At 72.5% G+C, this 11,994-nt stretch carries 12 protein-coding genes and 1 pseudogene; 10 read left to right on the top strand and 3 right to left on the bottom strand.

All coding sequences use genetic code 11. The annotated features are described in order from the left end of the window. Window positions 1-202: 202 nt before the first annotated feature. Window positions 203-1,546, top strand: coding sequence for a phytase (locus tag ACFY04_RS19765; RefSeq protein ID WP_389118285.1), 1,344 nt, complete (start codon window positions 203-205; stop codon window positions 1,544-1,546). An 84-nt stretch (window positions 1,547-1,630) separates the two neighbouring features. Continuing rightward, window positions 1,631-2,458, top strand: a complete 828-nt coding sequence (locus ACFY04_RS19760) for a PaaX family transcriptional regulator C-terminal domain-containing protein (protein ID WP_389118283.1) — start codon at window positions 1,631-1,633, stop codon at window positions 2,456-2,458. A gap of 40 nt (window positions 2,459-2,498) precedes the next feature. Here the strand turns inward: ACFY04_RS19760 and ACFY04_RS19755 are convergent, their stop codons facing one another. Beyond that, window positions 2,499-3,017 (bottom strand): carboxylesterase family protein, encoded by a 519-nt coding sequence (locus ACFY04_RS19755; protein WP_389118282.1) that lies wholly within the window; start codon window positions 3,015-3,017, stop codon window positions 2,499-2,501. A gap of 28 nt (window positions 3,018-3,045) precedes the next feature. Next, window positions 3,046-4,128: pseudogene (locus tag ACFY04_RS19750) on the bottom strand (carboxylesterase family protein); the annotation flags it as partial. A 229-nt stretch (window positions 4,129-4,357) separates the two neighbouring features. Here ACFY04_RS19750 and ACFY04_RS19745 point away from each other — a divergent pair. From ACFY04_RS19745 to ACFY04_RS19725, 5 genes are read left to right on the top strand one after another with little or no spacing between them, the layout of a single operon-like run. Continuing rightward, the gene (locus ACFY04_RS19745; RefSeq protein ID WP_389118281.1) at window positions 4,358-5,533 is read left to right on the top strand and encodes an ABC transporter substrate-binding protein; all 1,176 of its coding nucleotides are present in this window, start codon (window positions 4,358-4,360) and stop codon (window positions 5,531-5,533) included. A gap of 1 nt (window position 5,534) precedes the next feature. After that, window positions 5,535-6,413, top strand: coding sequence for a branched-chain amino acid ABC transporter permease (locus ACFY04_RS19740; RefSeq protein WP_314247133.1), 879 nt, complete (start codon window positions 5,535-5,537; stop codon window positions 6,411-6,413). Next, window positions 6,410-7,372 carry a branched-chain amino acid ABC transporter permease gene (locus ACFY04_RS19735; RefSeq protein ID WP_389118279.1) on the top strand — a complete coding sequence of 321 codons (963 nt, stop codon included), beginning with the start codon at window positions 6,410-6,412 and terminating at the stop codon, window positions 7,370-7,372. Before ACFY04_RS19740 ends, ACFY04_RS19735 begins: the two co-directional genes overlap by 4 nt. Then, window positions 7,369-8,130, top strand: a complete 762-nt coding sequence (locus tag ACFY04_RS19730) for an ABC transporter ATP-binding protein (RefSeq protein ID WP_389118277.1) — start codon at window positions 7,369-7,371, stop codon at window positions 8,128-8,130. Before ACFY04_RS19735 ends, ACFY04_RS19730 begins: the two co-directional genes overlap by 4 nt. Then, complete coding sequence (locus ACFY04_RS19725; protein WP_389118276.1) at window positions 8,127-8,837, top strand: ABC transporter ATP-binding protein; 711 nt, start codon at window positions 8,127-8,129, stop codon at window positions 8,835-8,837. Before ACFY04_RS19730 ends, ACFY04_RS19725 begins: the two co-directional genes overlap by 4 nt. 21 nt (window positions 8,838-8,858) lie before the next feature. Here the strand turns inward: ACFY04_RS19725 and ACFY04_RS19720 are convergent, their stop codons facing one another. Next, complete coding sequence (locus tag ACFY04_RS19720; RefSeq protein ID WP_389118274.1) at window positions 8,859-9,773, bottom strand: hypothetical protein; 915 nt, start codon at window positions 9,771-9,773, stop codon at window positions 8,859-8,861. Between the two features lie 180 nt (window positions 9,774-9,953). Between ACFY04_RS19720 and ACFY04_RS19715 the strand changes: the two genes are divergently transcribed. From ACFY04_RS19715 to ACFY04_RS19705, 3 genes are all read left to right on the top strand, one after another. Further along, window positions 9,954-10,379: a YjbQ family protein gene (locus tag ACFY04_RS19715; protein WP_389118273.1), complete on the top strand. Its 426-nt coding sequence runs from the start codon at window positions 9,954-9,956 to the stop codon at window positions 10,377-10,379. 126 nt (window positions 10,380-10,505) lie between these two features. After that, the gene (locus tag ACFY04_RS19710) at window positions 10,506-10,895 is read left to right on the top strand and encodes a hypothetical protein (RefSeq protein WP_389118272.1); all 390 of its coding nucleotides are present in this window, start codon (window positions 10,506-10,508) and stop codon (window positions 10,893-10,895) included. Window positions 10,896-11,002: 107 nt separating this feature from the next. After that, window positions 11,003-11,965 carry an alpha/beta fold hydrolase gene (locus ACFY04_RS19705; RefSeq protein WP_389118270.1) on the top strand — a complete coding sequence of 321 codons (963 nt, stop codon included), beginning with the start codon at window positions 11,003-11,005 and terminating at the stop codon, window positions 11,963-11,965. The last annotated feature ends 29 nt before the right edge of the window (window positions 11,966-11,994 follow it).

The following is an 11,994-nucleotide window of genomic DNA, read 5'->3' as shown; positions in this document are numbered from 1 at the left end:
ATTCCGCTAAGAAAGCTCCTGGGAAACCCCCGGGGCCGCCCCGGGGCCGCCGGATTTCACCGTTAAGTCATGCGCACGTCATGCCCGCTCCATGGTCGTCACCCGAACGTGGCCCACGGTGGGGGCGGCCCGCCGCGGAACGCCGGAAGACCCCGGCCACCACGTGGCCGGCCCCACCCCGTACCCCCCGACAGGAGGCAAGATGCGCGTGATCCCGAGCAGGCGGACCCCGGCCGTGGCCGCGGCGGCCATGGTGGCCCTGGGCGTGATCGCCGGACCGGCGCACGCCGAGGCGGCCCAGGGCGGCACGTCACCGTCGCTGCCCCGGGTGGCGGCCTCCGCCGAGACGCCCTCCCTCTTCGACGACGAGGCCGGCGGCAACGCGAACGCCGACGACCCCGCGATCTGGCGCAACGCCGGGAACCCGGACGCCAGCCTGGTCATCGCCACCGCAAAGGAGGGCGGCCTGCGCGTCTACGACCTGGACGGACGCCAGGTGCAGGCCCTGCCCGCGCCCCCGCCGCCGAGGGACGGCGACAAGCCCGGACGCTTCAACAACGTCGACCTGATCACCGGACTCCGCTTCCCGGACGGCCGCCACGACGTGGCCGTCGTCTCCGACCGCGGCCGCGACCAGCTCCGCGTCTACCGGATCGACCCGAAGCGGCCCGCCGCCCCGCTGGTCGACGTCACCGACGAGGCCGCCGCCCCGCAGGTCTTCTCCACCGGTCAGGACGAGGTCAACGACCAGCGGACCGCCTACGGCCTGGCCGCCTACACCGACCGCCGCAGCGGCCGCTCGTACGCGGTCACCAGCCGGCGCCACGCCACCGACCTCGCACTGGCCGAACTGCTGCCGAACGCCCAGGGCAAGGTCGGCTACCGCACCGTCCGCACCACCTCGCTGCCCGCCTCCTTCACCCTGCCGAACGGGAAGAGCTGGACGCCGTGCGGCGAACCGGGCGAGCGGCCCCAGGTCGAGGGCATGGTCGTCGATCCCGACACCGGTGACCTCTACGCCGGTCAGGAGGACGTCGGCATCTGGAAGCTCGACGCCGACCTGCGCTCGCCCGCCCGCCTCATCGAGAAGGTCCGCTCCTTCGGCGTACCCGGCACCTGGAACCCCGGGACGGAGGAGTGCGACGCGGGCGCGGACTCCGGCTTCGGCGGCCGGCACGTCTCCGCCGACGTGGAGGGCCTGACCATCTGGCGCGACCCGAAGCACCCCGGCCACGGCGGCTACCTGCTCGCGTCCAGCCAGGGCGACGACACCTTCGCCGTCTTCGACCGCGAGCACGGCAACGCGTACGTCCGCGGCTTCCGCATCGGCGACGGTGCGACGCCCGGCTCGCCGGACGGTTCGCAGGAGTGCGACGGCGCCGCCGTCACCAGCGCACCGCTGGGCAAGAGGTTCCCGAACGGCCTGCTGGTCGTCCAGGACGGCCACAACACCCCCGCCACCGCGGGACCCGACGGGGAGGCCCGTACCGACACCGACTTCAAGTTCGTGGACCTGGGCCGGCTGAAGCGGGCCGCCCGCCTCTGACCCCGCCGCCGGGGACCGTGACCTGGGCGGCGCCGCGTTCGCCCAGGTCGATAGGATCACCACCGCATACGACGGAAGGCGATCATGGCGGACAGTCCCCTCAGGCCCAGCTCGTTGATCAACACGGTCTACGGGGCGTTCCTGCGACGCCTCGGCGGCTGGATCTCCGTCGCCGACCTGATCACCCTGATGTCCGAGCTGGACGTGGACGGCCCGGCGGCACGCTCGGCGATCTCCCGGCTCAAGAAGAAGGGCGTCCTCGAACCGGAGCGCCGGGGCGCCACCGGGTACCGGCTCAGCCCGGGCGCGCAGCCCGTCTTCGACGAGGGCGACCGGCGCATCTTCGGCAGCCTGGAACCGGCGAAGCTGAGCGACGGCTGGGCCATGGCCGTCTTCTCCGTACCGGAGTCCGAGCGCTCCTACCGCTACCAACTGCGCACCCGCCTGACCTGGCTGGGCTTCGGGAACATCGCCCCGGGCGTGTGGCTGGCGCCCGGCCGCCTCCTCGGCGACGCCCGCGACATGCTCGTCCGGCTCGGGCTCAGCGAGTACGTCCACCTGTTCGCCGCCGAATACGCGGCTTTCAGCGACCTGCCCGGGACGGTCAGCTCGTGGTGGGACTTCCCGGCGATCGAGGAGCAGTACGCCGGATTCACCGGGGCCTACGGCCCCGTCGCCGAGGGACTGGCCGAGCGGCCCGCCATCGACGGAGCCGAGGCCTTCCGCCACTACGTCCCGATGCTCACCCAGTGGCGCCGCCTGCCCTACCTCGACCCGGGACTGCCCGCCGAGCTGCTCCCCGCGGACTGGAACGCGGTCGCCGCGCGGCAGATCTTCCAGCAGCTGAACGAGGTGCTCGCCCCGCCCAGCCTGCGCCACGTGCAGGAGATCACCGGCCTGGCCGAGGCCTGATCGGACGAGGCCGGGCCCGGCAGGATCCGGAAGAAGCGGTCTACCGCGCCGTCGGACGGTGCAGGCGCCGCCAGTACCCGGCGAGGTCGTCGACGGTGCCGGTGACCGAGTCCAGGCTCATCGTCGTCCGGGAACCGCGTTCGTAGCGCGGCCAGTCCGGCATGGGGCGGTGGTTGGGATCGCCGGTCCGGATGAAGGAGATCCACGACGCGTGCACGGCCCCGGCGAGTCCGTCACGGATCCGGGGATCGAGCCCCGCCAGGAACGGCGCCTGCGACCACTTGTCGAAGTTGTCGAACACGAACGGCAGCTCCAGGCAGTGCGCCGCGCCCAGTCGGCCGCCGTGCGCGGGCGTCGGGAGGTCGAACTGGTAGGCCCAGACCGGCCGGCCGCGGGCCGCCCGCCGCTCGGCCAGGTCGATGCCGGGCATGCGGAACAGATCGTCGCCGATCAGGTCCATGAGCACGTCGACCGGGCGGGCCCCCGGCCGGGCCTCCTCGTACGCGGTGTAGGCCTCCGCCGCCCGGGCCCCGAAGGTGTCCCGCGCTCGGGCGAGCACCTGCTCCCTGGTGGCGGCGGCGTACGCTCAGCGCGAAGGCGAAGGCGGCCTCTTCCCTGGTCCACCCGATCAGGAGGTCGATGTCCGCCCCGGGGCCGCCGAGCAGCAGATCGGCCGGGCCGCGGGTCAGCGTCACCTCGTCGAGCACCGGCAGGAAGGGCGTCGACCAGTACCCCCAGCGTCCGGTCCTCCGGAACATCTCGATCGTGGCCCCGATCAGCTGGGGCCAGGGGAGCGCCCGTAGCTCCGCCACGCTCTTGGCGCCGAGGACGTCGAGGTAGATGGCGGTGCGCTGGAGTGACTCCGCGCGGGTGGGGATCTGCAGGCCGAGCGGCGGGCTCTGCAGGATGGCGCGCTGGAACAGCGGGCGGCCGGCGGGCCGGGCCCCGGCGAGCGCCGCGACCGACAGGGCTCCGCCGGACTGTCCGGCGAGGGTGATGTTGTCCGGGTCGCCGCCGAACGCGGCGATGTTGTCCCGTACCCAGCGCAGTGCGGCGAGCTGGTCGGTGAACCAGAAGTTCCCGCCGGCGCCGTCCTCACCGAAGTAGAGGTATCCCAGCGGTCCGAGCCGGTAGTTGAGGGTCACGACGACGAGGTCGCCGTTGCGGGCGAAGGTCTCGCCGGAGTAGTTGGGCAGGGAGCCCGATCCGGAGATGAAGCCGCCACCGTGGATCCAGACCATCACCGGCCGCCGGGCGTCATCGGCTCCGGGCGTCCATACGTTGAGCGTCAGGCAGTCCTCGCTGAAGGGAGGAGCGCCGTGGGTGCCGAGCACCGCGTCCCCGCCCTCCCGGTAGAGCTGCGGGGCGCTCGGCCCGAAGGCGGTCGCGTCACGCGTTCCCGCCCAGCCGGGATGGGGCTGGGCGGGGCGCCACCGCAGGGCTCCGACCGGGGGCGCCGCGTAGGGCACGCCCTTGAACACGGTGAGGCCGCCCTCGACGGCTCCGCGCAGCCGGCCCACGGGCAGTTCGACGACGGGCGAGGACCCGCCCGCCGGCGGTGCGGCCTGTGCCGTGCCGGCCGGTCCGCCGGGGATGCCGGTGAGCAGTGCGGCGCCGGTCAGCACCCCGGTGTTCCGGAGGATTCTGCGCCGTGATGGATCGTCGGTCATGGTGCTTCACTCCCTGACGGATCGTGGATTCGCCCACCCAAGCGATATGGCGTGAAATTGACGATGGCTAGTGCTACGGCATACGCGAGGCGTGGGTCAAGGGGCGCGGCCACTCTCCGGCAGTTATCTTGCGAAGTCTTGACGAGCGTCGCAATTACGCGATAGACACGTGTCACCTCAGGAGCACCATCCGGTCCGCGAAGACCGGTTGACAACGTACGGAGTCTCCATGGCAGGTCGGTTTCGCCCCCTGGTTCTGATCACCGTCACCACAGGCCTCTTGCTGGCCACGGGATGCGGCGGTGCGAGCCTGGGCACGGGTGACGACAAGAAGCAGAGCGGGCCCGTGAAGATCGGGCTCCTCGTCCCGCAGTCCGGGACCTACAAGGCACTCGGCGACGACATGAAGCAGGGCTTCGAGCTCTACGTCCGACAGCACGGCGGCAGGCTCGGCGGCCGCGAGGTGCAGATCGTGATCGCGGACGAGGGGGAGACGGCCGACTCGGGCAAGGCGGCGGCGGAGAAGCTCGTCAAGCAGGACCGGGTCCTGGCGGTCAGCGGAGTGGTGAGCTCGGCCACCGTCAACGGGGTCAAGGACCTGTTCGAGACCAGCCGGATCCCGCTCGTCGGCTCGAACGCCTCGCCCACGACCCTGACCGGCACCAAATACATCTGGCGCACCTCGTACGTCAACGACGAGCCGGGCAAGGCGCTCGGCAAACACGTCGCCGAGCGGGCCGGGGGCCCGGTCTTCCTCGTCGCCGCGGGCTACCAGGCCGGCAAGGACGAGATCGAGGGCTTCAAGTCCACCTTCCTGCCCGCCGGCGGCAAGATCGCGGGGGAGGAGGTGTACACGCCGTTCCCGGGGACCAAGAACTTCCAGCCCTACCTCTCCCAGATCGAGAACTCCGGGGCGAAGGCGGTCTTCTGCTTCTACGCCGGCGGCGCGGCCGTCGACTTCGTGAAGCAGTACCGCGACTTCGGACTGTCCGGAAAGATCCCGCTCTACGCACCGGGCTTCCTCACCGAGGGCGGCGTGCTCAAGGGACAGGGGGACGCGGCCGACGGCATCCTCACGGCCCTCAACTACAGCGCCGACCTGGACAACGCCGCCAACCGGCAGTTCGCACCGGCCTACCGGGCCGCCCACGGCACGGACCCGACCACCTACGCGATGGCCTCATGGGACGCGGCGCAGGTGCTCGACAAGGCGATCGCGGCAGCCGGTGGAACCGTGACCCCGGAGACGGTCAACGCCGCCATCTCCACGGTGGGGGACATCGACAGCCCGCGGGGCACCTGGCGGTTCAACAGCGGCGGCACGCCGATCCAGCCCTGGTACCTGCGCGAGGTGAAGCTGGGCGCCAACACCGTCGCCGGCGACCTCGGCCGGCTGGGCGGCTGACATGGCCGGATGGCTGGACGGCAACCTCGTCAGCGTCGTCGACGGGATCGCCTTCGGACTGCTGCTGTTCACCATCGCGGTCGGCCTCTCCCTGGTCTTCGGCATGATGGACGTCCTCAACCTGGCGCACGGCACGCTCTACCTCGGCGGGGCCTACACCGCCTACGCACTCTCCGACGGAACCCTTCCGGGCCTGCTCCTCGCCCTCACGGCCGGCGCGCTCGTGGGCGCCCTCGGGGGAGCGGCACTGACCCTGCTCACCCAGCCGCTGGCCCGGCGCGGCCACCTGGACCAGGCCGTGCTCACCCTGGGCATCACCTTCATCGTCGCCGACCTCCTCGCGGCGGCCTTCGGCGGGGAGGTGCTGCCCACGGACCCGCCGGCACCGCTGCGCGGGACGGTGGACCTGCTCGGCCACACCTATCCGGTGTACCGGCTGGTGTTCATCGCCGTCGCGGCCTGCCTCGCCGTCCTCGTCCACCTGGTCTTCGAGCGCAGCTCGCTCGGAGCCCTCGTCCGGGCCACCGTCGCCGACCGGGACATGGTCCGCGCCCAGGGCGTCGACATCCGCAAGGTGCTCTACGGGGTCTTCGCGCTCGGCGCCGCCCTGGCAGCGGTCGGCGGCGTCCTCGGCGCGCCGATCCTGGGCCCCGGGCCGGGCGTCGACGAGAGCGTGCTCGTCCTCTCGCTCGTCGTCGTGGTCGTCGGCGGCCTCGGATCCGTACGCGGCGCCCTCGCCGGGGCACTGCTCATCGGCCAGGTCCAGACGCTCGGGGTGGCACTCCTCCCGCAGTACGCGCCCTTCCTCCTCTTCGGCACCATGCTGGCGGTGCTCGTGGTCCGCCCGCACGGCCTGGTCCCCTCGGCGGTACGCACATGAGCACGCCCATGACGTCCCGGGCGATCGGCACCGCCGTACTCCTCGGCCTCACCCTGGCCCCCTTCCTGCTCGGCCCGTACGCCGTCGCCACCCTGTCGCGGATCCTGGTGTTCGCGCTGCTCGCACTGAGCGTGAACCTGCTCACCGGGCTGACCGGGCTGCCGACCCTCGGCCAGTCCGCGTACTTCGGCGTCGGCGCCTACACCGCGGCCGTCGTCGCGAAGAACCTCACGGACATCGGCCCGCTCCAACTCCTGATCGCGGCGGCCGTCTCCGCGCTGGTGGCCGTGCCCACCGGGTGGCTCGCCGTCCGGGCCCGCGGCGTGGTGTTCCTCATGCTGACGCTGGCCATCGGCGAGATCGTCTACAGCGCCGCCGTCAACTGGAAGCCGGTGACGGGCGGCACCGACGGGATATCCGGTGTACCGCCCGTGGTGCCACTGCCGGGCACCCCCGCGCTGGAGCTCGACGGGCTGGTCTACTTCTACGTGCTGGCCGTCTTCCTGCTCCTGCTCGCGGCCGTCACCCGCCTGGGCGCGACCCCCTTCGCCCTCGCCCTGCGCGGGATCCGCGACAACGAGCCCCGCATGAAGGCGATCGGCTACCCCACCCGGCGGTACGCCCTCACCGTCTACTGCGGCGCCGCGGCGCTGGCCGGGGCCGCCGGTTCGCTGTGGGTCTCGGTACAGCGGTTCGTCTCGCCCGGCGACGCCGGCTTCGAGATCGCCGCCCTCGCGCTGCTGGCCGTCGTCATCGGCGGCACGGGCTCGACGTGGGGAGCCTGCGCCGCGGCCGCGCTCATCTGGCTGACCCGCGACTACCTCGGCAACCTCGAAGCCGTCGCCGGACGCGGCCCCTTGCTGCTCGGCCTGCTCTTCGTCACCGCCGTGTACACACTGCCCCGCGGACTGGCCGGCGTACGGCTCCCGCACCAGCCGAGCCGGAAGAGGACGGCGTGAGCGATCTCGACCTACTGGAACTGCGCGGGGTGTCCAAGCACTTCGGGTCCTTCACCGCCGTCGACGAGGTGTCCCTCACCGTCCGCCCCGGTGCGCGGCACGCGATCATCGGACCCAACGGGGCCGGAAAATCAACCCTGTTCGGCCTCATCTCCGGAACCCTGGCGGCCGGCACCGGAACCATCCTCCTGGACGGGCGGGACGTGACCCGGCTGCCCGTCCACCGCCGGGTCGGACTCGGCACGGCCGCGACCTTCCAGCATTCCAGCCTCTTCATGCGGGAGACCGTGCTGGAGAACGTCCTCCTCGCCGCCCTGCTCCGCACCGGGAAAGGGCTCGGCGGATGGCGGAAGGTGAGTGCCAGGGCCACGGAGCTCGCCCGCGCGCGCACGCTGCTGGACCGCGTGGGCCTGCCCGACCGGCACGACCTCGCGGTGGGCGCCCTCTCGCACGGCGAACGGCGGCAACTGGAGGTCGCCGTCGCCCTGGCCACCGAACCCCGGCTGCTGCTCCTGGACGAACCGGCCGCCGGCATGTCGCCGGCGGAGACCGAGCGGCTCACCGACCTGATCGCCGCGCTGCCCGAAGAGGTGACCGTCCTGCTCATCGAACACGACCTCGACATGGTCTTCGAGCTCGCCGACACCGTCACCGTCATGCACCTCGGCCGACACCTCACCACCGGCACACCGGATCACGTGCGGGCCTCCGCCGAGGTCCAGCGGGCCTACCTGGGCACCACGGAGGCCGCCTCGTGAAGCCGTTCCTCCGCGTACGCGGCCTGCGCTCCGGCTACGCCGGGGGCGTGGTCCTCAGCGGCGTCGACCTCGAAGCCGAGGAGGGCGGGATCGTCGCCGTGCTCGGGCGCAACGGGGTCGGGAAGACCACCCTCATCTCGACCGTCATGGGATTCGTCCGGCCCTGCGAAGGCAGCGTCACCCTCGACGGCCGGGAGATCGCCGGGGCCCGCGTCGACGTCATCGCCCGGGCCGGAGTGGGCGTCGTACCCCAGGGACGCCGGGTGTTCGCCCCGCTGACCGTGGCGGAGCACCTCGCGATCGCCGCACGGCGCCGTCCCGCGCGCGGGCCGTGGACCCGGGCGCGGATCCTCGACCTGCTGCCGCGACTGGGGGAGCGGCTCGGACACCGGGGCGACGAACTCTCCGGAGGCGAACAGCAGATGCTCGCGATCGCCCGGGCCCTGCTGGGCAACCCGCGCCTGCTGCTCCTCGACGAACCGTCCGACGGCCTGGCGCCCGCGATCGTCTCCCAGGTGGGGGAGGTGATCCGGGAGGTGAGCGCCGAGGGCATGACGGTCGTCCTGGTCGAACAGAACCTGGGGCTCGCCCTCTCCGTCGCCGAGCACGTCGCCGTCATGCAGAAGGGGAGCATCGCCCACCGGGCAGCCTGCGCCGAGTTCGCATCGAGTCCCGACGACCGCCGACGTCTGCTGGGTGTCGACTGACCTGCTCATCCGATGACCTGCTCATCCGGCGCCGGTGGCGGTGGCGGTGGCGGTGGCGCGCAGGGCCAGGGCGAGGTGGCGGGCCGTGTCGCGGGTACGGCGCGGGACGCGACGGCCGTCCTCGACGAGCCGGGCGGCCCGGCCCATGACCCGCAGCGCGCGCACGGACCCGACGGCGGGCACCCCGTCCATCAGGGTGGCCATGGCCGTGTCGGCCTCGCGCCAGTCACCCGCCCGGGCCTGCACCCGGGCGAGTTCCGCGGCGAACAGCACCCGGTAGGCGGGGCCGCCGTCACCGCCGGCGTGCGCCGCGTCGTGGAGGAGGGCGGCCGCCGCGTCCAGGTCCCCGAGCGCGGCCCGCGCCAGGCCGTGGTGGCCGTCCAGCTCGTGCCGGTCGAACCACCAGGCCCAGGCCGGATCCCGGTCCGTGGGCCGGTCGGCGAGCAGCTCGGCGGCGGTCCCCAGGGACCGTCGGGCCCGCGGCCCGTTCCCCATGCGGGCCAGCGCGCGCGCCGCCCGTACGTGGAAGATCGCCGCGACCCGGCCGGGAAGCCCCTCGCGGGCCAGCACGGACGAGGCGATCCGCAAGGAGCTCCCGGGCCGCCCCAGGTGCTCCTCCTGCATCGCCAGCACCGCGAGGATCAGCGGCTCCACGGCGGCGTCCGGTCGTTCCGCCCGGCCGCTCCGGGCCAGCTCCAGGGCCCGCAGGTGGAGCCGCCGCGAGACGCCGTGCCGTTCGGCGTCGAAGGCGATCCACGCCGCGACCTGGTACAGCTCGGCACGCGCCGCCCGCTCCGCGCCGTCCTGCGGCAGCGGCCGGCTCCGGCCGACCGCACATACGGCCCCCAGCGCCGTACCCACCGCCCACCGCGCCCCGGCCGCCACGTCGAGCGCGACGAGCTCCTGCGCCAAGGCCCTGATCTCCCCCTCCGTCATCCCTCGTCCTGGACGAGCGGTAAACGGCGTACGGGCCGGTCGGTCATCTCGGTCACGGATCCCCCCGGAGCGTGAGCGGGGACGGATCGAGCCCCCTGTGATCATCGTAAGCCCGGCCGGGTAGGCCGACACCGGCCGAGGTTGCGGGCCGGCGGGATGGCCGGGCGCAAGGATGAAGTCATGGCCGACATCTTTTCCTCACGCACCATCGACGTGACGACCGGCGACCGGGAGACCGTCCATGACCTGACCGACGCCTGCGCGTCGTTCCTCGGGGAGGTGGCGCGGGGCCGGAGCGGACTGCTCAACATCTTCACGCCGCACGCGACCGCCGGACTCGCCGTCATCGAGACGGGAGCGGGCAGCGACGACGACCTCCTGAAGGCCCTGGCTTTCCTGCTGCCGGCCGATGACCGCTGGCGGCACCGGCACGGTTCCACCGGCCACGGCCGGGACCACGTGCTGCCCGCGATCGTCCCGCCCCACGCGACGCTGCCCGTGATCGACGGATTGCTGGAGCTCGGAACCTGGCAGTCCGTCACCCTCGTGGACACCAACCGGGACAACCCCCGGCGTCAGGTCCGCCTGTCCTTCTTCGGCTGCTGACCCGCCCTGCGGGTCACAGGGGTGAACACGTATCAATCATGACAGGTCAGAGGCCGTTTTCGTAGGACCAAGGGCACAGTGAATTGCCCTTGTTCGGACCCCTGTGCGGCTTTCAGAATCACCGTCATGACTTACTCAGCGCACGCCAGTCACGACGCGGTACTCCGAGCCCGAGTTGCCCTCCTGGGATCACAGACCCTGCCGGCCCGGCAGGAGGTCGCCGCCTACCGCGTGCTCGTCCAGGTGAGTCCGCCGGCGTATCTGCCGCTGCTTGCCGAGGCGTTGTACGAATACAGCCGCCAGGACTTCGCGCATCTGCCCGAGACCGCCCTGGCCCTGCGGGCCGAGGCCGTCGCCGCCGCGCGCCGCATGTACGCCATGGAGCCGGCCAGGGATCTCCTGCTCATCAAGGCGCTGGACCGCTACCGGGAGCAGCTGGTGCTCATGGACCGGAAGGAGGAACTCGTCGCCGTGGAGCGGGAGATGGTCCTGGTGGCCTCGGGCGGCGGCGCGTAGCAGCCCGGAATCGAGGGGCCGCGACTCCCCGTTCGGCAATGCCGGGTGCGCGGCCCCTCGTACCGGATGATCGGGGGAGGGGCGCCGACGAGGGACCCGGAGAGCCGATGCGACACCGAATTCCGCTCCTGCCCGCCGTGGTGGCCGCGGCGGTACTGGCCGCCGTTGCGGGGTGCGGCGGCCCCTCGGCGCTGCGCGGCTCACCTCCCGCGGTCTCCTCCGTACCGGCCGCCGGCGACTTCTCCGGCCAGGTCGAGGTGGGGGGCGGCCGGAAGATCTATCTGAGCTGCAAGGGCAGCGGCGGCCCCGTCGTCCTGCTGGAGTCCGGGCTGCACGACTCCTCCGACACGTGGACCTTCACCGACACCCGGCCGCCCGTGCCGAAATCCCCGGCGGTGTTTCCCGGCGTCGCGGAGTTCACCCGGGTCTGCGTCTACGACCGGCCCGGCACCGTCCGGTACGCCGACCCGTTGGCGCTCACCACCCGCAGCACACGGGTCGACGGCATCCGCTCCCTCACCGCGATGGCCGACGATCTGGACAGGCTGCTGACATCCGCACGCCTGCCGGGCCCCTACGTGCTGGTCGGCCACTCATTCGGCGGAATGATCATCCGGTTGTACGCCCAGCGGCATCCCGGGAGGACGGCAGGCCTGGTCTTCGTCGACGCCTTCGGTACGGACATCCGCGCCCTCTTCGGCGCGCGGTGGGCCGCGTACCGCAAGCTGCTCGACCGCCCCGGCACGCCCCTCGACGCGCAACCCGCATTCGAGCGGGTGGACATCGACGGCGCGATCGATTCCGTCACCGCCGCGCACCCCCTGCCCGCGGTGCCCATGGCCGTCCTCAGCAAGACGGAACCGTTCGCCGCCCCGCCCGGGGCCCCGAAGGAACTCCTGGACACCCTTGAGCGGGCCTGGCCCCAGGTCCAGCAGAAGCTGGTGGAGCTGGGGTCCCAGACCCCGCAGTTCCTGGCCACCGGGAGCGACCACTACGTCCAGGTGCACGATCCCGACCTGACGATCAGCGCCGTCCGGCTCGTCGTGGGCCGCGTCCACGCGGAGCCGTAGTCCGGCACCGGCACCGGTCACCGGCCAAC

Origin of the sequence: Streptomyces sp. NPDC001549, assembly GCF_042894025.1 — a bacterium.
Classification (GTDB): Bacteria; Actinomycetota; Actinomycetes; order Streptomycetales; family Streptomycetaceae; genus Streptomyces; species Streptomyces kutzneri.
Note: the sequence above shows the minus strand (reverse complement) of the source record. Positions and strands in the feature narration are given on the sequence as shown.

What these genes read in the sequence shown, in the direction of transcription:
- ACFY04_RS19765 (WP_389118285.1), top strand. Translation starts at nt 203, where the DNA reads ATGCGCGTGATCCCGAGCAGGCGGACCCCGGCCGTGGCCGCGGCGGCC.
- ACFY04_RS19760 (WP_389118283.1), top strand. Translation starts at nt 1,631, where the DNA reads ATGGCGGACAGTCCCCTCAGGCCCAGCTCGTTGATCAACACGGTCTAC.
- ACFY04_RS19745 (WP_389118281.1), top strand. Translation starts at nt 4,358, where the DNA reads ATGGCAGGTCGGTTTCGCCCCCTGGTTCTGATCACCGTCACCACAGGC.
- ACFY04_RS19740 (WP_314247133.1), top strand. Translation starts at nt 5,535, where the DNA reads ATGGCCGGATGGCTGGACGGCAACCTCGTCAGCGTCGTCGACGGGATC.
- ACFY04_RS19735 (WP_389118279.1), top strand. Translation starts at nt 6,410, where the DNA reads ATGAGCACGCCCATGACGTCCCGGGCGATCGGCACCGCCGTACTCCTC.
- ACFY04_RS19720 (WP_389118274.1), bottom strand. Translation starts at nt 9,773, where the DNA reads ATGACGGAGGGGGAGATCAGGGCCTTGGCGCAGGAGCTCGTCGCGCTC.
- ACFY04_RS19715 (WP_389118273.1), top strand. Translation starts at nt 9,954, where the DNA reads ATGGCCGACATCTTTTCCTCACGCACCATCGACGTGACGACCGGCGAC.
- ACFY04_RS19710 (WP_389118272.1), top strand. Translation starts at nt 10,506, where the DNA reads ATGACTTACTCAGCGCACGCCAGTCACGACGCGGTACTCCGAGCCCGA.
- ACFY04_RS19705 (WP_389118270.1), top strand. Translation starts at nt 11,003, where the DNA reads ATGCGACACCGAATTCCGCTCCTGCCCGCCGTGGTGGCCGCGGCGGTA.